Annotated in this window: 24 protein-coding genes; 2 read left to right on the top strand and 22 right to left on the bottom strand. The window is 66.3% G+C overall.

Annotation, left to right across the window (positions count from 1 at the left end):
• Positions 1–39: 39 nt before the first annotated feature.
• From CH296_RS21205 to CH296_RS21160, 10 genes are all read right to left on the bottom strand, one after another.
• Entirely contained in the window at positions 40–1,545 is a 1,506-nt protein-coding gene (locus tag CH296_RS21205) for a glutamate synthase subunit beta (RefSeq protein WP_094685694.1), read from the bottom strand.
• The gene (gene gltB, locus CH296_RS21200) at positions 1,538–6,121 is read right to left on the bottom strand and encodes a glutamate synthase large subunit (RefSeq protein WP_094685724.1); all 4,584 of its coding nucleotides are present in this window, start codon (positions 6,119–6,121) and stop codon (positions 1,538–1,540) included. Before gltB ends, CH296_RS21205 begins: the two co-directional genes overlap by 8 nt.
• Before the next feature lie 267 nt (positions 6,122–6,388).
• On the bottom strand, positions 6,389–7,024 hold the full coding sequence (locus CH296_RS29900) for an NINE protein (protein WP_052683711.1): 636 nt from the start codon (positions 7,022–7,024) through the stop codon (positions 6,389–6,391).
• Between the two features lie 40 nt (positions 7,025–7,064).
• The gene (locus CH296_RS21190) at positions 7,065–7,961 is read right to left on the bottom strand and encodes a TM2 domain-containing protein (protein WP_094629254.1); all 897 of its coding nucleotides are present in this window, start codon (positions 7,959–7,961) and stop codon (positions 7,065–7,067) included.
• Positions 7,954–8,976, bottom strand: a complete 1,023-nt coding sequence (gene lgt, locus CH296_RS21185) for a prolipoprotein diacylglyceryl transferase (RefSeq protein WP_094685693.1) — start codon at positions 8,974–8,976, stop codon at positions 7,954–7,956. The genes CH296_RS21190 and lgt overlap by 8 nt, the downstream gene beginning before the upstream one ends.
• Positions 8,973–9,776, bottom strand: coding sequence for a tryptophan synthase subunit alpha (gene trpA / locus CH296_RS21180; protein WP_032394328.1), 804 nt, complete (start codon positions 9,774–9,776; stop codon positions 8,973–8,975). Before trpA ends, lgt begins: the two co-directional genes overlap by 4 nt.
• Positions 9,773–11,044, bottom strand: a complete 1,272-nt coding sequence (trpB, locus tag CH296_RS21175; RefSeq protein WP_045199662.1) for a tryptophan synthase subunit beta — start codon at positions 11,042–11,044, stop codon at positions 9,773–9,775. The genes trpA and trpB overlap by 4 nt, the downstream gene beginning before the upstream one ends.
• 134 nt (positions 11,045–11,178) lie before the next feature.
• On the bottom strand, positions 11,179–11,988 hold the full coding sequence (gene trpC / locus CH296_RS21170) for an indole-3-glycerol phosphate synthase TrpC (RefSeq protein WP_032394329.1): 810 nt from the start codon (positions 11,986–11,988) through the stop codon (positions 11,179–11,181).
• 79 nt (positions 11,989–12,067) lie between these two features.
• Complete coding sequence (locus CH296_RS21165; RefSeq protein WP_094629252.1) at positions 12,068–12,733, bottom strand: TIGR02234 family membrane protein; 666 nt, start codon at positions 12,731–12,733, stop codon at positions 12,068–12,070.
• Entirely contained in the window at positions 12,730–14,298 is a 1,569-nt protein-coding gene (locus CH296_RS21160; protein ID WP_045194974.1) for an anthranilate synthase component I, read from the bottom strand. The genes CH296_RS21165 and CH296_RS21160 overlap by 4 nt, the downstream gene beginning before the upstream one ends.
• Positions 14,299–14,354: 56 nt before the next feature.
• On the opposite strand from CH296_RS21160, the gene CH296_RS21155 reads away from it, so the two are divergent.
• Both CH296_RS21155 and CH296_RS21150 read left to right on the top strand, forming a co-directional pair.
• The gene (locus CH296_RS21155; RefSeq protein ID WP_094629251.1) at positions 14,355–14,816 is read left to right on the top strand and encodes a peroxiredoxin; all 462 of its coding nucleotides are present in this window, start codon (positions 14,355–14,357) and stop codon (positions 14,814–14,816) included.
• Positions 14,817–14,999: 183 nt separating this feature from the next.
• Positions 15,000–15,506, top strand: a complete 507-nt coding sequence (locus tag CH296_RS21150) for a MarR family winged helix-turn-helix transcriptional regulator (protein WP_094685692.1) — start codon at positions 15,000–15,002, stop codon at positions 15,504–15,506.
• Here the strand turns inward: CH296_RS21150 and hisI are convergent.
• The 12 genes from hisI to CH296_RS21090 form a co-directional block, all read right to left on the bottom strand.
• Positions 15,497–15,850: a phosphoribosyl-AMP cyclohydrolase gene (gene hisI / locus CH296_RS21145; RefSeq protein WP_032394334.1), complete on the bottom strand. Its 354-nt coding sequence runs from the start codon at positions 15,848–15,850 to the stop codon at positions 15,497–15,499. The two genes, CH296_RS21150 and hisI, sit on opposite strands and share 10 nt — an antisense overlap.
• Before the next feature lie 15 nt (positions 15,851–15,865).
• On the bottom strand, positions 15,866–16,639 hold the full coding sequence (gene hisF, locus CH296_RS21140) for an imidazole glycerol phosphate synthase subunit HisF (protein WP_032394335.1): 774 nt from the start codon (positions 16,637–16,639) through the stop codon (positions 15,866–15,868).
• On the bottom strand, positions 16,636–17,466 hold the full coding sequence (locus CH296_RS21135) for an inositol monophosphatase family protein (protein ID WP_032394336.1): 831 nt from the start codon (positions 17,464–17,466) through the stop codon (positions 16,636–16,638). Before CH296_RS21135 ends, hisF begins: the two co-directional genes overlap by 4 nt.
• A 7-nt stretch (positions 17,467–17,473) precedes the next feature.
• On the bottom strand, positions 17,474–18,208 hold the full coding sequence (gene priA / locus CH296_RS21130) for a bifunctional 1-(5-phosphoribosyl)-5-((5-phosphoribosylamino)methylideneamino)imidazole-4-carboxamide isomerase/phosphoribosylanthranilate isomerase PriA (protein WP_032394337.1): 735 nt from the start codon (positions 18,206–18,208) through the stop codon (positions 17,474–17,476).
• 56 nt (positions 18,209–18,264) lie between these two features.
• Positions 18,265–18,471 (bottom strand): hypothetical protein, encoded by a 207-nt coding sequence (locus CH296_RS21125; protein WP_032394338.1) that lies wholly within the window; start codon positions 18,469–18,471, stop codon positions 18,265–18,267.
• Entirely contained in the window at positions 18,468–19,097 is a 630-nt protein-coding gene (hisH, locus tag CH296_RS21120) for an imidazole glycerol phosphate synthase subunit HisH (RefSeq protein ID WP_094612626.1), read from the bottom strand. The genes CH296_RS21125 and hisH overlap by 4 nt, the downstream gene beginning before the upstream one ends.
• Entirely contained in the window at positions 19,094–20,212 is a 1,119-nt protein-coding gene (locus CH296_RS21115) for an MFS transporter (protein ID WP_094685723.1), read from the bottom strand. The genes hisH and CH296_RS21115 overlap by 4 nt, the downstream gene beginning before the upstream one ends.
• Before the next feature lie 61 nt (positions 20,213–20,273).
• A complete protein-coding gene (hisB, locus tag CH296_RS21110; protein WP_032394340.1) occupies positions 20,274–20,897 on the bottom strand; it encodes an imidazoleglycerol-phosphate dehydratase HisB in 624 nt (207 codons plus the stop codon).
• Positions 20,894–22,024, bottom strand: coding sequence for a histidinol-phosphate transaminase (locus CH296_RS21105; protein ID WP_094685691.1), 1,131 nt, complete (start codon positions 22,022–22,024; stop codon positions 20,894–20,896). Before CH296_RS21105 ends, hisB begins: the two co-directional genes overlap by 4 nt.
• Positions 22,021–23,373: a histidinol dehydrogenase gene (gene hisD, locus CH296_RS21100; RefSeq protein ID WP_094685690.1), complete on the bottom strand. Its 1,353-nt coding sequence runs from the start codon at positions 23,371–23,373 to the stop codon at positions 22,021–22,023. The genes CH296_RS21105 and hisD overlap by 4 nt, the downstream gene beginning before the upstream one ends.
• 89 nt (positions 23,374–23,462) lie before the next feature.
• Entirely contained in the window at positions 23,463–23,981 is a 519-nt protein-coding gene (locus CH296_RS21095; RefSeq protein ID WP_094685689.1) for a DinB family protein, read from the bottom strand.
• 21 nt (positions 23,982–24,002) lie between these two features.
• A complete protein-coding gene (locus CH296_RS21090; protein WP_032394344.1) occupies positions 24,003–24,470 on the bottom strand; it encodes an SRPBCC family protein in 468 nt (155 codons plus the stop codon).
• Between the last annotated feature and the right edge of the window lies 1 nt (position 24,471).

The following is a 24,471-nucleotide window of genomic DNA, read 5'->3' as shown; positions in this document are numbered from 1 at the left end:
TTGCTGCTGAGACGGTCTGTACCGGTTCAGAGACGGGCGTCACACGACGGCGAGAGGCAGTGCAGTCGGGTGTACCGGGGACGGCAATTCCGAGTGTCCGGTGAGGAAGGCGTCGACTGCGTGAGCCGCCGAACGACCCTCCGCGATCGCCCACACGACCAACGACGCACCACGGTGCGCATCGCCACACACGAACACCCCGGGTGCGGTGGTCTGCCAATCCGGACCACACGAGAGCGCACCGCGCTTGGTCAGCGTCAGGCCGTACTCGTCGAGCAACGGACCATGCTCCACACCCTCGAAACCGATGGCGAACAACGCCAGATCGCACGGCAGTTCGACTTCCTCACCGATGGGCGTGACGATGCGACGACCGTCCGCGTCGCGCTGCACCTCCACCTCGGCGAGCACCATCGCGCGAACGTGCCCGCGCTCGTCACCGAGGAATCGCTGGACCGCGACCTGATGACGGACGACCCCACCCTCGGCGTGTGCGGGTGAGGTCCGCAGTACCAGCGGCCACGACGGCCAGGGCGAGAGGCTGTCGTCGCGGGCCCCGGGCAGAGCGGGGTTGTAGTCGAGCTGCGTCACCGACGCAGCACCCTGTCGGTGGGCCGTTCCCAGGCAGTCGGCTCCGGTATCACCACCGCCGATGATGACCACATGCTTGTCCGCAGCGGAGATGGAGGTGGGACCGTCGCCCTCGCACTCCTTGTTCGACGGCACCAGATGCTCCATGGCCAAGTGGATGCCGTCGAGTTCCCGACCGATGACCTCGGCATTGTCACGGGCCCGCAGAGCTCCGACCGCGAGAACGACCGCGTCGAAGGATTCGCGTAGTTGCTCGACGGTGAAGTCGATGCCGACCTCGCATTCGGTGACGAAATGCGTTCCCTCGGCCCGCATCTGCATGAGGCGCTGATCGAGAACAGACTTCTCGAGCTTGAACTCGGGGATGCCGTAGCGGAGCAGTCCGCCGAGACGATCGTCGCGCTCGTAGACGGTGACGTCGTGTCCGGCGCGGGTGAGCTGTTGCGCCGCAGCCAATCCCGCGGGACCCGATCCGACGACGGCGACTCGCTTGCCGGTGGTGATCGTCGGCGGCTGCGGAACGACGCTGCCTTCCTCCCACGCCAGATCCGCAATGGTCTGCTCGACCCGCTTGATCGTCACGCTTCCGCCGGTGGCCGCCTCGGAGATCGACAGCACACACGCCGATTCACACGGGGCCGGGCACACCCGCCCGGTGAACTCCGGAAAATTGTTGGTCGCATGCAGTCGGTCACTGGCCGCGTCCCAGCGGCCACGGCGCACCAGGTCGTTCCACTCGGGAATCAGATTTCCCAGCGGGCAACCCGCAGTTCCCGAGTGGCAGAACGGGATACCGCAGTCCATGCAGCGACGCGCCTGATCGGAGACCTCGGCGGCACGCTCGCTCGTCGGCTGGTGCGAGTACACCTCGTTCCAGTCCTTGACGCGCTCGCCGATCGGACGCTTGGCGGCCTCACGCTTGACGACTTTCAGAAATCCCTGTGGATCAGCCACGTGCAGCCTCCATGATCGCAGCATCGACGTCGCGCCCTTCGGCGCGCGCCATTCTTGTCGCTTCCAGCACTCGCTGGTAGTCGACGGGCATGACTTTGGTGAACAGCGCAGACCGGCGGGGCCAGTCGGCCAGCAACGAGGTCGCGACGGTGGAACCGGTCCAGCGCCGATGATTCTCGACGGTCTGGCGTAGCCACACCAGATCGTCCGGGTCGGGTGCCTGCAATTCGACCATCGCCGGGTTCACGTCCGCGGGATCGAGACCGAGGACGAACGCGATGCCACCGGACATACCCGCAGCCAGATTGCGACCGGTCGGCCCGAGAACCACGACACGACCGCCGGTCATGTACTCGAACGCGTGGTCGCCCACGCCCTCGTTCACCGCGATCGCTCCCGAGTTGCGCACCGCGAACCGCTCCCCTGCTTTACCACGCAGATACACCTCGCCCGAGGTGGCACCGTAGAGAATCGTGTTTCCTGCGATCACGTTGTCCTCTGCGACGAACGGCGCATCCTCGGCCGGTCGCACGACTATTCGGCCGCCCGACAATCCCTTGCCGACATAGTCGTTCGCGTCACCGACCAGGTCGATGGTGATGCCCGGCGGCAGGAAGGCCCCGAGAGACTGACCGGCCGATCCGGTGAAAGCGATGCGAATGGTGTCGTCCGGCAACCCGACCGCGCCGTAGCGACGGGTGACCTCGGATCCCAGAAGCGTTCCCACCGTGCGATTGACGTTGCGTACCGGCAACTCCAACGTGACCGGGTGGGCGTCCTCCAGCGCTCCCTCGGCCAACTGGATCAGAGTCCGATCCAGCGCGAGATCGAGACCGTGGTCCTGCGCGCGAAGGCGTCGACGCTGCGTCATCGGGGCTCCGTGGCGGTCGACGGGCATCGCGAAGATCGGCGCGAGATCGAGTCCTTTGCTCTTCCAGTGCGCCACTCCGGCTGCCGTCTCGAGCACATCGGCGCGACCGACGGCCTCGTCGATACTCCGGAAACCGAGCTGCGCGAGGTACTTTCGCACGTCCTCGGCGATGAACTTGAAGAAGTCCTCGAGGAACTCGGGCTTTCCGGTGAACCGCTTGCGTAGCTCCGGGTTCTGCGTAGCGACACCGACCGGGCAGGTGTCGAGGTGGCACACGCGCATCATGATGCACCCCGCCACGATCAGCGGGGCCGTCGAGAACCCGAACTCCTCCGCGCCGAGCAGTGCCGCGACGATGACGTCGCGCCCGGTGCGCATACCGCCGTCGCACTGCACGGTGATGCGATCACGCAGGCCGTTGAGCACCAGCGTCTGCTGGGCGTCGGCGAGCCCGATCTCCCACGGAGCGCCTGCATGCTTGAGCGAGGTCAACGGCGCAGCTCCGGTTCCGCCGTCGTATCCGGAGATGAGGACGACATCGGCGTGCGCCTTGCTCACGCCCGTCGCCACCGTGCCGACGCCGACGGAACTGACGAGCTTGACGTGTACGCGCGCCTTCTCGTTGGCGTTCTTGAGATCGTGGATCAGCTGCGCGAGATCCTCGATCGAGTAGATGTCGTGATGCGGGGGCGGCGAGATGAGGCCGACGCCCGGCGTCGAATGTCGGGTCTTGGCCACCCACGGATACACCTTGTACCCGGGCAGCTGACCGCCCTCACCCGGCTTGGCACCCTGAGCCATCTTGATCTGAATGTCCGTGGCATTGACCAGGTAGTCGCTGGTGACACCGAACCGACCACTGGCGACCTGCTTGACGGCACTGCGTCGCGTCGGGTCGTAGAGCCGGTCGACGTCCTCGCCGCCCTCCCCCGAATTGGACCGTCCGCCGAGATTGTTCATCGCCACGGCCATCGTCTCGTGCGCCTCGGCGGAGATGGATCCGTAGCTCATGGCCCCGGTGTTGAACCGCGTGACGATCGACTCGACCGATTCCACCTCGTCGAGCGGAACCGGCGGCCTGACGCCGTCCTTGAACTCGAACAGACCGCGCAGTGCGCCGCCTTCGCGTGCGAGCCGGTCCACCTCGTCGGTGTACTTCTGGAACACGTCGTATCGGCCGGTACGCGTTGCGTGCTGCAGCAGGAACACCGTCTCGGGGGTGAAGAGGTGCAGCTCGCCTTCGCGGCGGAACTGGTATTCGCCGCCGATCTCCAACCGACGATGGACGCGGTCGGTCGGATTCTCGGGGTACGCCCGACGATGGCGCAGCTTGACCTCCTCGGCGAGCACGTCGAGACCGACGCCGCCGAGCTTGCTGACCGTGCCCTTGAAGTACTCGCGCACCACCTCGCGATCGAGACCGACGGCCTCGAAAACCTGTGCGCCGGTGTAGGACCCGACGGTCGAGATGCCCATCTTCGACATCACCTTGAGCACGCCCTTGCCGAGCCCGTACAGATAGTTCCGTACCGCGATCGTCGGTTCGACTCCGGTCAGCTCGCCCTCGCCGACCAGATCCTCGATCGACTCCATCGCCAGATACGGGTTGACCGCTGCGGCACCGAAGCCGATGAGCAGCGCGAGGTGGTGCACCTCGCGTGCGTCGCCGGACTCGACCACGAGCGCGACCTTGGTGCGCTCCTTGGTGCGCACCAGGTGATGATGCACCGCGGACGTCGCGAGCAGCGACGGAATCGGCGCACGCGTGTGGTCGGAGTCGCGGTCCGAGATGATCAGCGTGGTGTACCCCGCAGCGATCGCCTCCGACGCCCGGGCACGCAACTCCTCGATGGCCTCGGCGAGACCCTCGCCGCCGCGCTCGACCTCGTACAGCCCACGCAACACCGTGGCCGACAGTCCCGGATGATCACCGTCGTCGTTGATGTGAATGATCTTGTTGAGCTCGTCGTTGTCGAGCACCGGCCACGGCAACACGATCTGCCTGCACGACGCCGCCGTGGGCTCGAGCAGGTTCTGCTCCGGACCCATCACCCGCGCGAGCGAGGTCACGATCTCCTCGCGGATCGAATCCAGCGGCGGGTTGGTGACCTGGGCGAACAGTTCGATGAAGTAGTCGTAGAGCTGACGCGACCGCTGCGACATCACTGCGGCCGGGGTGTCGGTACCCATCGAACCGAGCGGCTCGCCCCCGGACGCGGCCATCGGCGTCAGCACCACGCGTAGATCCTCCTCGGTGTAGCCGAAGGCGACCTGCCTGCGCACCACCGAGTCGTGGTTGTACTGGATGTGAGCACGCTCGGGCAGGCTCTTGATCTCGAGCAGACCCGCATGCAGCCACTCCTGGTACGGATGTTCGGTTGCCAGTTGGAGTTTGATCTCCTCGTCCGGCACCAGACGTCCGGCGACGGTGTCGATCAGGAACATCTTTCCGGGCTCGAGGCGACCCTTGGCGACGACCTCGGATTGCGGCACGTCGAGCACGCCTGCCTCGCTGGCGAGGATGACTCGGCCGTCCGCCGTCTGCCACCAGCGGCCGGGGCGAAGACCGTTGCGGTCCAGCACGGCTCCGACGTAGCTGCCGTCGGTGAACGTCACGCAGGCCGGACCGTCCCAGGCCTCCATCATCGACGAGTGGAACTGGTAGAACGCTCGCACCCGCGGATCCATCGTGCGGTGGTTCTCCCACGGCTCGGGCACCATCATCATCACCACGTGCGGCACGCTGCGGCCGCCGAGGTGCAGTAGTTCGAGCACCTCGTCCAGGGACACCGAGTCCGAGGCGTCGGGGTTGCAGATCGGGAACAGACGCTCGAGGTCCCCGGGGATCAGGTCACTCGACAGCAGCGCTTCGCGAGCCCGCATCCGGTTTCGGTTGCCCTTGACGGTGTTGATCTCGCCGTTGTGCGCAACGTAACGATGCGGGTGTGCCAGCGGCCACGACGGGAACGTATTGGTCGAGAAGCGACTGTGCACGATGGCAATGGCGCTCGTGCACAAAGGATTACGAAGTTCCGGAAAGTAGAGCGGCAGCTGCATCGTGGTGAGCATGCCCTTGTAGACGATGGTGCGCGAGGACAGCGACGGAAAGAACAGCCCCGAGCCTTCGGCCTCGATCTCGGGGGTGACCCGCTCGGAACGCTTGCGGAGCCCGTAGACGAGACGGTCGAGAGCGAGACCGGCCGGACGCGTGCCGTCGACCTCGGGGGTGGTGACGAAGAGGTAGCTCATGTACGGCATGCAGCCGAGGGCGGTGAGGCCGACGTCTGCTCGATCGGGATCGACCTCGACCGGAACCCAGCCCAGGATGTCCAGACCTTCTTCGGCCGCAACGGATTCGACGCGCTCGACGGCCATCGCTCGCTCACGGATGCCCTGCGGCAGAAAACACACTCCGGCCGCGAACGTGTTGTCGCCGTCGGCACCGGCCGCGGGCAGATCGAACGGCGCAAGGGAGGCGAGGAGTTCGACCGGCAGCTGAATCAGAATTCCCGCGCCGTCACCACTGTTGGGCTCGGCACCGGCAGCTCCGCGATGTTCCAGATTCTCCAGTGCCAGAACCCCGTCGGCGACGATCGCGTGGGAGCGGCGACCGGCGATGTCGGCGATCATCGCCACGCCACAGGAATCCTTCTCCGCGCTCGGGTCGTACAGACCTTGCTCCGCAGGCATCCGAGAAAACAGCACCACGATCACCTCCACGTAGGCCGGTGGGGTGCGTGAAGGGCGGTGCAGTGTGTTCGACGCTGCACCGGAAGTCTCGGCAACCCCGCCGGCTGGTCGGCTCGAGTCGACCGGAACGGTCGGAAGAGCCGAATTGAACTGCCTGTCGGGAACTCACCGGGACAGCTCTGGCCCGCGAAAGAAACCGGGATCTCTCCCGGATGGCGAAATCGTAGCAGCTGTCATTCGCATCGATGCAATCGCGAATGCCGGCTGCGACGAATGTGATGGTCAGTCGCGCAACGGCCGACCGTGCTGATCACGGACGCTGCCGGTAAGCATCATGATGCCGTCGATCAACGGCCAGATTCCGCCGATACCGCAGGTGAGCCACGTGACGGCGATCTGCGCAACCGCCATGCCCGGCTGGTTGAGATAGAAGCGCCCGGCTCCGAACGCGCCCAACAGAATGCCGAGCAGACCGGCCGTCAGCTTCTGCTTGTCGGAGAACGGCTCACCGGTGACCGGGTGCCGACCGTACGGAGCCATCGGGTCCATGTATCCGGGCCCGCCTGCGTACTGGGGACCACCGTATTGGGGAGCGCCGTATTGGGGACCACCGTATTGGGGAGCGCCGTACTGCCCGCCCTCATACGGCGGGGGCGGCGGCGCACCGTACTGACCGGAACCATCCGATGGTGGTGGGTAACCGGCACCGGGGGGAGGTCCGAACTGCCCCCGATCGTCGGCATCGGGAGTGCCGTGGCTCGGAGCGCTGTAGTTCGGAGCGCTGTAGTTCGGGTCGGGAGCCCCGTATACGGGACCCGAACCTGCGGGAGAGCCCTTCTCGAACGAGATGGTCGGCTCCGACGGAGTGGATCCGTCGCCTGGGGATCCGTCCGATGACGATGTACCCGATTCACTCACGTCGAACTCCCTTACTCCCGATGCACTACCAGCAAGGGCATCAGTCTCTCAGTTTTCGCCCCTGAGCATCGGTCACATTGCCCACCAGTATCAGGACGCCGTCGACCACGTGCCATACGAAGAGCCCCAGAAGCAGAATCACTCCGAGGCCGAACACCGCCGTGAGGAGAAATCCGAAGAAGAACAAGAGCAACTGCGCGACGCCGATCCCGATACTTCCGATGTAGAAGCGGCCGACTCCCAACCAACCGAGAAACAGCTGCAGCAATCCGCCGACGATCTTCGACTTGTCCGACAGCGGCACGCCGGTCACCGGATCGCGCCCGTACGGTGCATCTGGGCCGACGCCGAATGCGGATCCACCCGGATAGCCGACGGGTACGCCGTATCCCTGCTGGCCGTATCCCTGCTGTTGGTAACCCTGCTGCCCGTAATTCGGCTGTTGATAGCCCTGCTGCGGGTAACCCTGCTGCCCGTAGTTCGGCTGCGGATAGCCCTGCTGCGGGTAACCCTGCTGCCCGTAATTCGGTTGCGGATAGCCCTGATGGCCGTGATTCTGCTGCTGGTAGCCCTGCTGACCGTAACTCTGCTGCTGGCCGTACCCCTGCTGCGGGTAGCCGGGGGGTGCCGGAAATCCACCGAGCGGGTTGTCGGTACTGCCGTCCGGGCTCGGTGCCGGGTAGCTCGGCGTGCTGGACCAACCGGGGCCGTTTCCGATACCCGAGTACGTGTCCCACCCCGGGCCCGTGGGACCGGTCGGACCGTGCGAGGGCGCGGACTCCGACGTTCCCGGTGCCTCCGAGAGCGACGCTTCGGCGGTGGCGTCGTAATCGAAAGGCGTACCGAACGACGCGGTCGGATTCGACCCGTTGTCGCTCGAATCGGCGGTGGAATCCGGTTCGGGGTCGGGCTGAGGGGTCTTGTCGAAATCAACCACGCGTACTGCCTTCTTCCTCGGCTTTCTTGTCGGACGCCGGACCGGGCTGCGCGTCGACGGTGCTTGCGTCCGTGGTGCTGTCGATCGGTGCCGAACGCGAACCTTCTGCATCCGATGCGGTGTCCTCGGAAGAGGTCTCGCGATCCACGTCGTCGTTCGATTTCAGCGTCGCCGGATCTTCACGGCCCTTGGTGGCGATCACGAAGTACGCGAGCGCCAGAACGAAGATGATGGCGGAGGTGAAGGTGTTGATGCGTATACCGGCGATCGTCGTGGCGAAATCGTCGCGCATGAGTTCCACCCAGAACCGTCCGGCGCAGTATCCGGCCACGTACAGCGCGAACAGTCGACCGTGGCCGATCGTGTACTTGCGGTCGACGAGAACCAGAAGCACCACGACCGCGACGCTCCACAACAGCTCGTACAGGAACGTCGGGTGCACCACTTTTTCCACGAATCCGGTCGAGATCCCGTTGAGTGGATCGAGCCGCCCGTCGGAGTCGACCCGTTCGTAGATCTCCAGGCCCCACGGCTGGGTGGTGGCGCGTCCGTACAGTTCCTGATTGAAGTAGTTGCCGATGCGGCCGATCGCCTGGGCCAGCAGAATCGGAGGACCGACTGCGTCACCGAACGACGGCAGCGGAATCCCGCGTCGACGGCACGCGATCCAGGCACCGACGCCGCCCAGGAACACCGCTCCCCAGATTCCCAGCCCGCCGTTCCAGACGTACAACGCTTCGACCGGGTTTCCGCCGGGACCGAAATACGTCTTCCAGTCGGTTGCCACGTGGTACAGACGCCCGCCCAGCAGGCCGAACGGGACGGCCCAGACCGCGACGTCGAGGACTGTTCCCTTGGTTCCACCTCGGGCCACCCAGCGGCGATCACCCCACACGACGGCAACGACGATGCCGATGATGATGAACAGGGCGTAGGCCCGAAGAGCCAGCGGTCCGACGTGCCACACCCCCTGCGGCGGACTGGGAATGTAGGCCAGGATCGCGGTCGAAGTCACGACGCTACGTTAGCCGAACGGACACCCTCGGCGAGTTCCGTCGTCAGGTCGCGCACGGCGTCGAGTCCCTTGTCGACGGCACTGACCAATGCCGAACCGACGATCACGGCGTCGGCGTAGCGGGCGATCTCGGCGGCCTGGGCACCCGAGCGCACTCCCAGACCCACGCCGATGGGAATGTCGGAGTGTTGACGGATGCGTGCCGAGAGTGCGGGGGCCATCGAGGACACCGCGTCGCGGGCACCGGTGACGCCCATCGTCGAGGCCGCGTACACGAAGCCGCTACTGGCTTCGACGGTGCTGACCAGCCGCTCCTCGGTGGACGACGGGGCGACGAGGAAGATTCGGTCGAGTTCGTACCGGTTCGAGACCTCGATCCATTCCTGAGCCTCGTCGGGAATGAGATCCGGTGTGATGATCCCGAGCCCACCCGCACTCGCGAGGTCGCGCGCGAAGTTTTCGATGCCGTACTTGAGGACCAGGTTCCAGTAGGTCATGACCACCGCTCGGCCGCCCGCTGCAGCGACCTGCTCGGTGACGGCGAAGACGTCCTTGACTCGGGCCCCGGCTCGCAGCGCGACATCGGCCGCGGCCTGGATCGTGGGGCCGTCCATCACCGGATCGGAGTACGGGATGCCCACCTCGACGATGTCGCATCCGGCGTCGACCATCGTCTTGAACACCTCGACCGATCGCGGCACCGTCGGAAATCCTGCCGGGAGGTATCCGACGAGTGCTGCGCGCCCTTCGGCACGGCACTGCGCGAAGGTTCCCGAGAGGCGGGAGTCGTTGTTGCTCATGGCTTGATACCTGCTTCGTCGTCCACGTTCGCTTCGCCGTCTCCGTCGATCAGCCCGAACCATTCGGCTGCGGTGTCGACGTCCTTGTCGCCGCGGCCGGAGAGGTTGACCAGGATGATCGCGTCCTTGCCCAACTCCTTGCCGAGGGTGAGCGCGCCTGCGATGGCGTGCGAGGACTCGATGGCCGGGATGATGCCTTCGGTGCGGCACAGCAGCTTGAAGGCGTTCATGGCTTCGGTATCGGTGATGCCGCGGTACTCGGCCCGACCGATGTCGTGCAGGTACGAGTGCTCGGGACCGACGCCCGGGTAGTCCAATCCCGCTGAGATGGAATGAGATTCGACGGTCTGACCGTCCTCGTCCTGCAGCAGGTAGGAGTACGCACCGTGCAATGCTCCCGGAGTTCCACCACTGATCGTCGCAGCGTGGCGGCCGGTCTCGACACCGTCACCCGCCGCCTCGAAACCGATCAGCCGAACATCGGCGTCGTCGATGAAGGCGTGGAAGATGCCGATTGCGTTGGAGCCACCGCCGACGCAGGCGGCGATGGCGTCGGGCAGCCGACCCGTGGACGCGAGCACCTGCTGCCGCGCTTCGAGGCCGATGATGCGCTGGAAATCGCGCACCATGACCGGGAAGGGGTGTGGCCCGGCGACGGTGCCGAAGCAGTAGTACGTGTTGTCCGCGTTCGTGACCCAGTCGCGCAGCGCCTCGTTGATAGCGTCCTTGAGGGTGCGCGATCCGGACTTCACGGCCACGACACTGGATCCGAGCAGACGCATCCGGGCGACGTTGAGGGCCTGCCGTTCGGTGTCGACCTCGCCCATGTACACGACACACTCGAGCCCGAGGAGCGCGCACGCCGTGGCGGTGGCCACTCCGTGCTGGCCCGCGCCGGTCTCGGCGATGATCCGTGTCTTGCCCATACGCTTGGCCAGGAGCACCTGTCCGAGCACGTTGTTGATCTTGTGAGAACCGGTGTGGTTGAGGTCTTCTCGCTTGAGGAGAATCCGAGCGCCGCCTGCGTGCTCGGACAACCGCGTCGCCTCGAAGACCGGCGAGGGGCGACCGGTGTAATCGCGCTGCAGTCGGTCGAGTTCACCGAGGAACTCGTTGTCGCTGCGCACCTTCTCGTACTCGGCGGTGACTTCCTCGATCACGCCCATCAGTGCCTCGGGCACGAATCTGCCGCCGTAGACACCGAAATGGCCGCCCACATCGGGCTCGTGCGCGCTGCGATCGGTGAGGCCGATGCTGCTCTGCGGCAGATCAGCGCCCTTGAAACGGACTGCCTGCGGGGCGTCCGTGATGGAAGAAGAATTGCTGGTGCTCACCGGTCCAGTGTGCCCCAACGGCGGACCGCCGCCGCGTTCGGGTCGGGTGCCGGGTCAGCGGTGCAGGGTCAGCGTGCGGGCTTGGGGCACGACGGATGCGTGCCCGCCGTCACCAGGTCCGAGACGGCCGTACGCGGATCTCCTGCGGTGACCAAGCCCTCGCCGACCAGTACCGCGTCGGCACCTGCACCGGCGTAGGCGAGCAGATCCGCCGTGCCACGCACTCCGGACTCCGCGATACGAATGACCTCGCTGGGCAACCCGGGAGCGATACGGCCGAAGCTGTCACGATCGATCTCGAGCGTCTTCAGATTGCGGGCATTGATGCCGATCACGCTGGCACCGGCCTCGAGGGCGCGGTCCGCCTCGGCCTCGGTGTGCACCTCGACCAGCGCCGTCATGCCCAGCGACTCGGTGCGGTCGAGCAAGGACGCCAACGCATCCTGCTCCAGCGCCGCGACGATCAGCAGGATGACGTCGGCACCGTGGGCCCGAGCCTCGTGGATCTGATAGGGGCCGACGATGAAGTCCTTGCGCAGCACGGGAATCGACACCGCGGCACGCACGGCATCGAGGTCTGCCAGAGACCCGTGGAAGCGACGTTCCTCGGTGAGAACACTGATGATGCGCGCGCCGCCCTGCTCGTACGCGCGGGCCAGAACGGCCGGATCACCGATGTCGGCCAACGCCCCCTTGGACGGGCTCGCTCGTTTCACCTCGGCGATGACGCCGATGCCGTCCTCACGGAGGGCAGCTGCCGCGTCGAGGGGGGCCGGTGCTGCCTTCGCTGCTGCTTTCACGGCGGCGAAATCGACCACCGATTCACGCGCGGCCACGTCGGCTCGCACACCGTCGAGAATCGAGTCGAGAACAGTCATGGTGCCCCCAGTCCTTTCTGAGCGTCGACGTCCGATGTGAGGAATCTCATCGGGGTCGGATCTAGCGTAGAGGGCCGATTCAATCCGACGAACGCCGGGTACCGGACTCGTCGGTAGGGTCTTCGCCGGCGTCGAGCGCGTCCCACATCATGCGTTCGGTGAGGTCCTCGCCCTCGTCCTGCACACCGGCACCGGAGGCACTGCTGCGCGCACGACGAGCAACCTCGTCACGACGCACCGCCGGGGCGTCGTACTTGGACGAGAGTACCTGCGTGGCAAACGTTTTCCGAATCGACACCACAGCCGCAGCGAAGGCGCAGAGTGCACCGACGAGGGTGACGATCGCGGGCAGAACCGACACGTCCGTCATCGACACCTGGGCGCGGGCCGGAAGCTCAGCCAGCGCCGCGGACTCCGAATCGGACGCCCCGGCAGTGAGCAATCGAACTGCCGGAATCGCGGCCGCCACGGCCACCACGGCGATCAGCAGGGCCAGCACCCGCGAGGCCCACCCCCGCACGGCGAACGAGGCGGCGATCGCCGCCACCAACACCAGTGCCAGGGGGGTCGTGGCAGCGGCCCAGGTGCTGCCGAGCAGGTCGTCGGTTCGGCTCTCCCCCAGCCCGTCGAACGACGTCACCCGAACCCACGTCATCCTCGACGCGCCCCACAGGCACACGGCAGCAACGACCAGAAGGGCGACGGGCAGAGCGGCCGACCCGCGGCGATTGGATCGCTCGGTCATCGGCCGCCGACCTCACGGAGCGACTCCGCAGCGGCGACGGCTCCCAGCACCGCCATCGCCTTGTTCCGCGCCTCGTCGTCCTCGTACTCCGCAACCGAGTCGGCCACGACGCCTGCCCCGGCCTGAACGTAGGCGGTGCCGTCCTTGATCAGTGCGGTGCGAATCGAGATCGCCGTGTCGGCGTCTCCCGCGAAATCGAGGTAGCCGACGATGCCGCCGTAGATGCCGCGTCGGGTCGGCTCCAGTTCGTCGATCAGTTCCATCGCGCGCACCTTCGGTGCCCCGGACAGGGTGCCTGCCGGGAAGCAGGCCTTGACCGCGTCGAGGGCACGCTTGCCCTCGGCCAACCGTCCGGTGACCGTCGACACCAGGTGCATGACGTGGCTGTATCGCTCGATGTGGCGGTAATCGCTCACTCGCACGGTGCCGGGAGCGCAGACTCGCCCGAGATCGTTGCGGCCCAGATCGACGAGCATCAGGTGCTCGGCGTTCTCCTTCTCGTCGGCCAGCAGATCCTTCTCGAGCAGCACATCCTCCTCCTCGGAGGTGCCTCGCCACCGCGTGCCCGCGATCGGATGCGTGGTGGCGAGACCGTCGACCACCGTCACCAATGCCTCGGGGCTCGATCCGACGATGGAGAAGGCCGTCTCATCGTTCTCCCCCGGTACGTGCATCAGGTACATGTACGGGCTCGGATTCGAGGCCCGCAGCATCCGGTAGACGTCCAGCGGTGACGCATCGGTGTCCATCTCGAAACGTTGGGAGAGAACCACCTGGAACGCCTCACCTGCTTCGATCTCCTCCACCAGGCGAGCGACGTCGGCACCGAAGCCCTCGGACGTGCGCTGCCTCCGGAACTGCGGCTTCGGCCTGGACACGGTGGAGACGGTGGAGGCGGCGGGCTTCGACAGGTCTGCGCACATGCGATCCAATCTGCGCACCGCGTCGTCGTACGCCTCGTCCACATGCTCGTCGGTGCCGTTCCAGTTGACCGCGTTCGCGATCAAGGTGATCGCGCCCTCGTGATGGTCGACGGCCGCGAGATCGGTCGCGAGCAGCATGACCAACTCCGGAACACCGAGATCGTCCTGCGCATGCTCGGGCAGCTTCTCGATGCGCCGCACCGAGTCGTATCCGAGGTAACCGACCATGCCGCCGGTCAACGGAGGCAGACCTGGCAGCCGCTCCGAGTGCAACAGCTCCAGAGTCCGCGCCAGCACTTCGAGAGGATCGCCGCCGCTCGGCACCCCTGCAGGAACGTTGCCGCGCCATGCGGCCTCACCGTCGATGACGGTGAGCGACGCCGGAGAGCCTGCACCGATGAACGACCACCTGGACCACGAACTGCCGTTCTGTGCGGACTCGAGCAGGAAGGTTCCGGGTCGGTCGGCACCGAGCTTGCGGTACGCCGACAGCGGGGTCTCGGAGTCGGCGAGCACTTTTCGCGTCACCGGCACCACGCGGTGCTCGGCGGCGAGATGCCGGAACACCTCACGCGAGGTCGTCGAGTCCGAGTTCTCGGTGTCGGGAGTGGGGCTGGGGTCGGTGGTCGTCTCGCCGTGCATGCCACCATCCTCCCAGGTTCGGCACGAGCGTCGGCGCTCGCGGTAACCTGCCGAGCATGAAACCAGGCGAGCTCGTTCCCGATTTTTCCCTGCCGGACCAGACCGGAGAGACCCGAACGCTGACCGAATTGCTGGCGGACGGTCCGGTGGTGCTGTTCTTCTACCCCGCTGCCTTCACCCCCGGCTGCACCGCCGAGGCGTGCCATTTCCGGGACCTGGCGTCCGAGTTCGCCGAGGTCGGTGCCACCCGGGTCGGCATCAGCGCCGATGCGGTCGCGAAGCAGGCAGAGTTCGCCGCCGCCAAGTCCTTCGACTACCCGCTGCTGTCCGACGAGGACGGCACCGTCGCCACCGCGTTCGGCGTCAAGCGTGGTCTGCTGGCCAAGCTCTCCCCGGTCAAGCGTGCGACGTTCGTCATCGGCACCGACAGGAAGGTCCTCGAGACCTTCTCGAGCGAGGTCCGGTTCGAGGCCCACGCAGACAAGGCTCTCGACTACCTGCGGGCACATCGCACCTAGAGCACTGTCCGACGCGATGCCTCGGGTGGGGGAACCTCGAGGCATCATGTGCAGACCACAACTATCTGGGCAGGAGTGGAGCCTGCAGGAACGACCCACGGATAGGAATGGAGCCTGCAGGAACGACCGAGACAGATCATCGGAGCCTGCAGCAACGACCGAGAGATCGAGAGGTTCCCTGGGATGGACACGTCGGCGACACCGCAACACACGGTGGATCCCCGTTGGCTCACCGAGAGTCAACAGGAGGCCTGGCGGTCGCTCGTCGCCCTGGTCACTCGACTTCCAGCAGCGTTGGATGCTCAGCTGCAGCGCGATTCGCAGCTGACCCACTTCGACTACTTCGTCCTCGCGACGGTCAGCGAGAATCCGCAGCGACGGATCCAGCTCCGCGACCTCGCCGAGTACGCGAACGCGTCGCTCTCGCGCCTCTCGCACGTGGTGACCAAGCTCGAGAAGGCCGGTTGGGTGCGGCGCGAGTCGATCCCGGGTAGCCGCGGGTCCTATGCGGTGCTGACCGACGCAGGCATGGCGAAGGTCGTGGAATCGGCACCGGGGCACGTCGGCACGGTGCAGTCACTGGTGTTCGAGGGGCTCTCGGACGCGGAGGTCGAGCAGCTCGCGACCCTGAGCTCGACTCTGCTGACGCAGTTGGACAAGGGAATCGCGGCCGGAACCGGTCAAGCCTGAGGGTCTGGGCCCAACAGGACGTCGGCATCGAAGCAGGTGTGCGTGCCGGTGTGGCACGCGGCGCCGACCTGGTCGACGACCAGAAGCACGGTGTCACCGTCGCAGTCGAGTCGGACCTCGTGCACGTACTGCGTGTGACCCGACGTCTCACCCTTGACCCAGTACTGCTGCCTGGACCTGGAATAGTAAGTGCCCTTGCGGGTTTCGAGGGTTCGTGCCAGCGCCTCGTCGTCCATCCAGGCCACCATGAGTACCTGACCGGTCGACCGTTCCTGCACGACGGCGCTGAACAGTCCGGCCTCGTTGCGCTTGAGCCGCGCGGACAGACTCGGGTCGAGTGTCATCGGAAATCCTCTTCGCTATCGGACGACGATGCGTTCGGCACGCATCGCATCCTTGACCTGGCCGATGGTGAGATCACCGAAATGGAACACGCTCGCGGCGAGAACCGCGTCCGCGCCGGCGTGCACTGCCGGCGAAAAGTGTTCCACGGCGCCTGCTCCGCCACTGGCGATCACCGGCACGTGCACCGCGCTCCGGACGGCGGCGATCATCGGCAGATCGAATCCGGCTTTGGTTCCGTCGGCGTCCATCGAATTGAGCAGGATCTCACCGACGCCCAATTCCGCTCCCCGTACTGCCCATTCGACGGCATCGATGCCGGTGCCGCGTTTGCCGCCGTGGGTGGTGACCTCCCAGCCCGACGGGGTGTCCTGCTGACCGTCGGGAACGGTTCGTGCATCGACCGAGAGCACGATGCACTGCGAACCGAATCGTTCGCTCAGTTCACGCAGCAGTTCCGGTCGCGCGATCGCTGCGGTGTTGACACTGACCTTGTCCGCCCCGGCTCGCAGCAGTCGATCCACGTCGGCGACGGTGCGCACTCCCCCGCCGACGGTGAGCGGGATGAACACCTGTTCGGCGGTGCGGCTCACGACGTCGAGCATCGTGCCTCGGTCCGACGTCGACGCGGTGACGTCGAGGAAGGTCAGCTCGTCGGCCCCCTGCGCGTCGTAGGCGGCCGCGAGCTCGACGGGATCGCCTGCGTCGCGGAGGTTCTCGAAGTTCACTCCCTTGACGACGCGTCCGGCGTCGACGTCGAGGCACGGGATCACTCTGACCGCGACGCTCATCGCACCGGTCCTTCCAGGTAGTCGACTGGATCACCGAGTTCGGTGATCACCTTCAGCAATTCTTCGTGCACTCCCGGTCCGGCTGCGAGCACCGACGCCGAGTCGACCGTCCAGGGTTCGCCCGCGAGGTCGGTGACGATTCCGCCTGCCGCGCGTACCAGCAGTGCGCCGGCTGCGTTGTCCCAGGCCCGGTGCCCGAAGACCACCGCGCCGCCGAGAACTCCGCTGGCGGTGTAGGCGAGATCGACTCCGGTGGCACCGTGCATCCGCAGTCGCGAGGAATGCATCGACAGCTCTTCGAGGATGCGGAATCGGAACCGACCCGGCAGCGAACCGCGGCTGGCCACATTGAACGCACCGAACCCGATCATGGACTCGCGCAATGCTTTCGGCTGCAGCGCCGGAAGTGCGGCACCGTTGAGCAACAGGGGGCCGCCTGCCACAGCGGCGAAACGCTGGTCCACCAACGGCAGCCACGTGAGCCCGAGGATCGGCTCGCCATCGTCGAGCAACGCCAACAACGTTCCGGCCGACGGCAATCCCGACGAATAGTTGAAGGTGCCGTCGATCGGGTCCAGCACCCAGACGAGTCCCGAGTTCAGATCCGGTCCCCCGAACTCCTCACCGTGAACAGCGATTCCGGTGGCTTCGTGCAATTCCGCACCGAGCCGCCGCTCGAGCTCCAGATCCACTGCGGTGGCGAAGTCGTCGGGGCCCTTCTGCACTGCACTCGGTGCGCCGACGCCGGCGACGAACCGATCGTGGATGCCGTCGAGCAGACCTCCGGCGATCTCGAGCAGACGAGTCGGTTCCTCGGGAAGGGTCATTCCTGCGTTACCGAGACACCGCAGCGAGAGCGTCCGGAAGCGTGAAACGTCCGGCGTACAGAGCCTTTCCGACGATGGAACCTTCGACACCGCGGTCGACCAGTCCGGCGATCGCTTCCAGGTCGGCAATCGTGGACACGCCGCCCGATGCGATGACCGGCTTGTCGGTCTTGGCGCACACGTCGGCGAGCAGTTCGAGGTTGGGCCCGGTCAACGTGCCGTCCTTGGTCACGTCGGTGACGACGTAGCGCGAGCACCCGTCGCGCTCGAGCCGCTCCAGAACCTCCCACAGATCGCCGCCGTCGCTCACCCAGCCGCGGCCGCGCAACCGCGGTGCGCCGTCGACGATCAGCACGTCCAGACCGACGGCGACGCGATCACCGAACTCGCCGATCGCGCGGGAGCACCACTGCGGATCCTCGAGCGCTGCGGTGCCGAGATTGACTCGCGCACAACCGGTCGCCAGCGCCGCGCGCAGCGACTCGTCGTCCCGAATTCCGCCGGACAGCTCCACCTGGACGTCGAGCTCGCCGACGACCGATGCCAGCAGCTCGCGGTTGGATCCGCGTCCGAACGCAGCGTCGAGATCCACCAGATGGACCCACTCGGCACCGTCGTTCTGCCACGCGAGGGCCGCGTCACGGGGCGACCCGTACTTCGTTTCGCTTCCGGCTTCTCCTTGAACGAGACGGACAGCTTCGCCGCCTGCGACATCGACAGCAGGCAATAAGACCAGGCTCACGTGCGGTTATGCTACGGGCCGAGCGTCCGTGAACTCAAAACGGGTCGCCTGTGGTCCTACCGGAGTTCCTTGCGCGTCATGCGCGTGGACACCACACCCATCGCCGCGATCGCGCCGACCACACCGGCCAATGCGATGACCAAGCCCACGCCGGCACTCGGCTGCAGCACAGCGATCAGTGCCGTCGCGATGGCCAGCACGGCCACAGCCGCACCGAGTGCGCGAACCGCCAAGCGACCCAGTGAGAACTCGCGGTCGCTCACACCGATCGGACCCAGTTCTCGAGCAGCGCGGCCCCGGCGTCGCCGGACTTCTCCGGGTGGAACTGGGTGGCCGAGAGAGCGCCGTTCTCGACCGCGGCGAGGAACCGGCCGCCGTGATCGGCCCAGGTGAGCAACGGGGCGGCGATGGTGTCGCTGGGTTCGAGCTCCCACTGTTGCGCGGCGTAGGAGTGCACGAAGTAGAACCGAGTCTCGGGATCGATGCCGTCGAACAGCACGCTCTTCTCCGGTGCCTCGACGGTGTTCCATCCCATGTGGGGCAGCACCTCGGCCTGCAAGCGCTCGACCGTTCCCGGCCACTCCCCGCACCCGTCGGCCTCGACCCCGAACTCGACCCCGCGGTCGAAGAGGATCTGCATTCCGACACAGATGCCGAGGACGGGGCGTCCGCCCGCCAGGCGTCGCCCGATGATGCGCTCGCCTTTCACCGCCAGCAGCCCTTCCATGCAGGCGGCGAATGCGCCGACACCGGGAACGACCAGCGCTTCTGCATTCAGTGCCTCGTCGAAGTCCGAGGTCACGGTCACATCGGCACCGACTCGGGCGAGAGCCCGCTTCGCCGAGTGCAGATTGCCCGAGCCGTAATCGAGCAACACCACAGAAGTCATGCGGGAAGTCTATCGGGGCGTGGTCTCGCGACGAGCGCCACCGCCGCGACTGCGACCACCGCCGTTGCTGCTGCGGTGAATCCCGCGGTGTAACCCACACTCGTCGCCAGGACACCGAGGGCGAGTGCGCCCGCCCCGGTACCCGCGTCGAAACTGATGTTCCAGACGGCGCTCGCGCTGCTGTATCGGGCCGGACCGGCTGCGTCGAACGCCATCACGAGACTGTCGTTCTGGCACGCGCCGTACCCGATTCCGAACAGGACGGCTGCGACGAAGAACAGCGCAGCGGGCATGCCGCCGAGCGCGGCGATCGCGAACAGAGCGATACCGATTGCCGCCGACACCAACGCCGGAAACACCGAGCGTCCTATTCCGATGCGGTCGGCCACCGACCCCGCGGCGTAACGCCCGACGAGCATCGAGGCACTGACGACGGCCAGTGCTAGTCCGATCATGGCGGCTCGGTTCGATTCGGCGATCGGCAACAGACTGGTGATTCCCCCGTAGGCCGCGGACACCGAGGCCACCACGAGACAGGGCACCAGGAATTGGCGCTTGTCGAGGCGAACTCGCTCGATTCTGGGCGGCTGCGGGGCGGGTCGGGTGGGCGGCAGGAGCGCGACGCCGATCAGGCCTGCGGCGGGCACGAGAGCACCGAGTACGAACACGGCCGTCGGACTCGCCGCGAAAATCACCAGACCCAGTGGCAGCGTGACCATCTGAGCCAGAGCGACGGCGATCCCCTGCGCACCCGTGGCCCGGCCGAGCAGCGCTGTCGGGGCGAGCTCGGCGACGATGGCCGCGCCGGCAACCGTCAACATTCCGAAACCGGTGCCCCGCAGCGCGGACACCGCCAGCGCCGGTACGGCATCGACGGAGACGATGAACAGCAGGGCGGGCAACCCGAGTAGCAGACACCCGGCGGCCAGAACCGCGCGGTGGCCGACTCGCATCAACATGCTCGGCACGAACAGCTGAGTGATCACCGTCGTGGCCATGAAGATCGCGGTGCTGGCCGCTGCCACCGCGTCCGATGATCCGGACTGGGACACCGCGAGGGGAACCACCGGGAGCAGTAATCCCCAGCCGCCGAACGATGCCGCGCCCATCGCCATCGCGGCCGGAAGACCACGGACGGAGCTCAGGCCGTTCAACGCACGAGCGCCGATCGACCGGTCACAGACTTCCCTTGGTGGACAGCACACCGGTCACGCGAGGGTCGTACTCGGTGGCCTGGCGCAATGCCCGAGCCACGGCCTTGAACTCGGCCTCGGTGATGTGGTGCTGATCGCGGCCGTAGATCACCCGGACGTGCAGTGCGATCCGAGCGTTCGAGGCCAGCGTCTCGAACACGTGCTTGTTGATCACGGTGGAGTACGGAACACCGGGGTAGCCGCCGATCACCGAGTGCACCATGTAGTCGGGCTCACCGGTGTGTACGCAGTACGGACGACCGGACACATCGACAGCCGCGTGCACGAGCGTTTCGTCCATCGGAATGAACGAGTCGCCGAACCGAGTGATGCCCGCCTTGTCGCCGAGGGCCTGGCCGAGAGCTTGCCCGAGCACGATCGCGGTGTCCTCGACGGTGTGGTGCGCCTCGATCTCGATGTCGCCCTTCGCGCGCACCGTCAGGTCGAAACGAGCATGGGTGCCGAGCGCGGTGAGCATGTGGTCGTAGAACGGAACGCCGGTGGAGATGTCGACGATGCCGGTCCCGTCGAGGTTCAGCTCGACCGAGATGTCGGATTCCTTGGTGGTGCGCTCGATCTTGGCGATGCGGGGAGCGGGTGTTGTCACTTCGGTGCCTCTGCTGTTTCGGTCGATGCGAGTGCTGCGCTGACGGTGAGGAATCGGTCGTTCTCGTGCGCCAGTCCGATGGTGACGCGAAGATACCCGGGAATTCCGACGTCCCGGATGAGCACGCCGTCGTCCAGGTACCGCTGCCAGGTCGCGGCCGCATCGGAGAACCGGCCGAAGAGCAGGAAGTTGGCGTCGGACGGCACCACGTCGTACCCCTGGTGGCCGAGAGCCGCTGCCACACGATCTCGTTCGGCGGAGAGTTCGGCCACGCTCCCGAGAGTGTCCGAGGCGTGCCGTAGCGCCGCCCGCGCAGCTGCCTGCGTGACGACCGAGAGGTGATAGGGCAAGCGCACCAACAGCATTGCGTCGACGACGGCCGGGGCAGCCACCAGATATCCCAGCCGACCGCCGGCGAACGCGAACGCCTTGCTCATGGTTCGGCTGACCACGATCTTGCCGGGGTAGCTCTCGATCAACCCGATCGCGCTGGGCGCAGAGGAGAATTCCGCATAGGCCTCGTCGACCACCACGATTCCCGGTGCGGCGTCGAGGATTCGGCGCAGATCCGCCTCGTCGATGCTGTGGCCCGTCGGATTGTTGGGGCTGGTGACGAACACGACGTCGGGCTTTCGTTCTTCGATCGCCTGCACTGCGTAGTCGACATCGAGAGAGAAATCTGCCCGACGCTTCGCCGGAATCCATTCGGTCTGGGTCCCGGAGGAGATGATCGGGTGCATCGAGTAGGACGGCACGAAGCCGAGCGCGGTGCGATCCGGTCCCCCGAAGGCCTGCAGCAACTGCTGCAGAATTTCGTTGGAGCCGTTGGCCGCCCACACGTTGGCGGTGTCGACAGCGAAGCCGGTCTGCTCGGTGAGGTAGCGAGCGAGGTCGGCCCGCAACTCCTCCGCATCGCGATCCGGATAGCGGTGCAGCTGACCGGCGGCGAGCCGAACGGAGTCCGCCACATCGTCGATCAACGCTTGCGTCGGCGGGTGCGGATTTTCGTTGGTGTTCAACTGAACCGGCACGGTGAGCTGCGGCGCACCGTACGGCGTTTTGCCGATCAGTGCCTCACGCAGCGGGAGGTCGTCCAGCGAGACCGCTTGTCCCAGGGCATCGGTCATGATGGATCACCGGTACGCAGCCCTTCGAACCGCAGCCGCACCGCTTCTCCGTGAGCCGGGAGATCCTCCGCGTTGGCCAGCGCAATGACATGCGCCGCAACGTCTTTCAGCGCGGCTTCGCTGTAGTCCACCACATGGATGCCGCGCAGGAACGTCTGCACACTCAGGCCGGACGAGTGGCGTGCGCATCCCGCCGTCGGAAGTACGTGGTTGGAGCCGGCGCAGTAGTCACCGAGGCTCACCGGCGACCACGCTCCGACGAACACGGCACCGGCGCTGCGCACCCGGGATGCGACGTCGGACGCGTCCTTCGTCTGAATCTCGAGGTGCTCGGCGGCGTAGGCGTTGACCACGGCCAATCCCTGAGTGACGTCGTCGACCAGCACGATGCCGGACTGACTGCCGTTCAGCGCAGTGGCCACCCGCTCGGCATGCCGCGTCGATGCCATCTGTGCGTTGACGGCCTGGTCCACGGCATCGGCCAGTTCGATACTGTCGGTGACCAACACACTGGCCGCCATGACGTCGTGTTCGGCCTGGCTGATGAGGTCCGCCGCCACGTGAATCGGGTCCGCGGTGGCGTCGGCGAGAATCGCGATCTCGGTCGGTCCTGCCTCGGAGTCGATTCCAATGAGCGAGCGACACAGCCGCTTGGCCGCCGTGACGTAGATGTTGCCCGGACCGGTGATCAGATCGACCGGTGCCAACTCGCCGCCGTCGGTGTCGACGCCTCCGTAGGTGAGCAGCGCGACACCCTGGCCACCGCCGACCGCCCAGACCTCGTCGACGCCGAGCAGCTGCGCCGCAGCCAAGATCGTCGGGTGCGGCAGTCCGCCGAAGTTCTTCTGCGGCGGCGACGCCACCACCAGAGATCCGACGCCGGCGATCTGCGCGGGCACCACGTTCATCACGACCGACGACGGGTACACAGCGTTGCCGCCGGGCACGTACAGGCCGACGCGATCGACGGGGATCCAGCGTTCGGTCACGGTGCCGCCGGGTACCACCTGGGTGGTGTGGTCGGTTCTGCGCTGATCCGAGTGCACCAGGCGGGTCCGTTCGATGGCGACCTCGAGGGCCGCGCGAACATCGGAGTCGAGCTCTGCGAGGGCCTTGACCAGTTCTTCCTGCGGGACGCGAACGCGATCCGGCCGGACGCCGTCGAACTTCTCACTGAACTCGAGCGCAGCCTCGGTGCCGCGTTCTCGGACGGCGTCGACGACAGGGCGAACCTGATGCAGCACCGAATCGACATCCACTCCGCCTCGGGGAAGTGCGCCGCGTAGTTCGGCGGTGGATGGAGTTCGTCCGCGTAGATCGACGCGGGCGAGCTCGATGCGGGCAGGCATAGTGGGCCCCTTCGTGAAGTCGGTTCGGTGCCGGGGTTCGGTCGAAACAGTGTGGTTCGAACACCCAGGATAGTTCCACCGAATTCGGCTCAGCCCCGCACGTCCCACAGATGATGGATGGGGTCGTGAGTGTAGTAGGCGGCCAGTGACTCGACCGAGAAGTTCGATCCATCACTTCGTCGACCGGTCCGCTGCCGGTTCTCCGGCGGAACGGCAGCGAAATCGTCCGCGAGGGCGCGCGCAGCGTCACCGAGTTCGGATGCCACCTTCGCTGGGTCCTGGGCGTTGTAGTTCTCGGCCAGCGCCGTGGCGTCCTGATCCCAGTTGGCGAACTCGGGATCGTCTTCGGCCAACACCAACGCCAGCCGGGTGCGGAAGATGCGGTGCGCGTCACGTACGTGCGCGGCGTACTCGAGCGCGGACCACGTCGAGTCGTCGGGGCGCAGTGCTGCGTCGTTGCGCTGCAGCACCGCCTCCCAACGCTCGACGTCGGCGCGGATGAGGTCCGGGATGTCGTCGTACACGACGGCGCTCGAGTCGAACCCGCAGTCCGGGCACGCTCGCTCGAGTACCCAGGTCCAGTTCTTGGTATCGGGATCGATCGGCATGCCGGTCAGAATAGATTCGGGTCAGGCGTAGCGAGCAGCGAGGTTGTGCAGCGTGCTCGTGATGCCCTGCGCGTTCTTCTGCGGCATCTTGAACAGCTCGAGCATTTTCGGGACCTTGGCGGTGCCGTACTTGAAGCTCTCGGTGACCGTGGTCAGGCCCGGCTGCTTCTCCTCGAACTCCCAGCGCCAGCTGTGCCCCATCGGATGCTGCCACTCGACGACCTTGTGCCGATCGGCGTCGACGAACTCGGTGACGGTGCTGGTGATCTTGTAGGGCACGCCGTACTGCTTCATGCCGACGGAGAATTTCGCACCGGTGCTGAGTCGATCGGGACCGCGCACGGTGTCCTTGACGGTGCCGGATCCGTCGAGCTCGCCGTGCCGCTTCGGATCGGCCACCATGTCGAACAGTTCGGACGCCGGTGCCCGCACCTCGGTCTGACGGGTGACGTGCTGCGGGCCTGTGTCGATGGTTCTGATGTCTGCCATG

The organism is Rhodococcus sp. 14-2496-1d (assembly GCF_002259365.1).
Classification (GTDB): Bacteria; Actinomycetota; Actinomycetes; order Mycobacteriales; family Mycobacteriaceae; genus Rhodococcoides.
The sequence above is the reverse complement of the archived record's forward strand: the minus strand, read 5'-3'. Positions and strand labels throughout refer to the sequence as shown.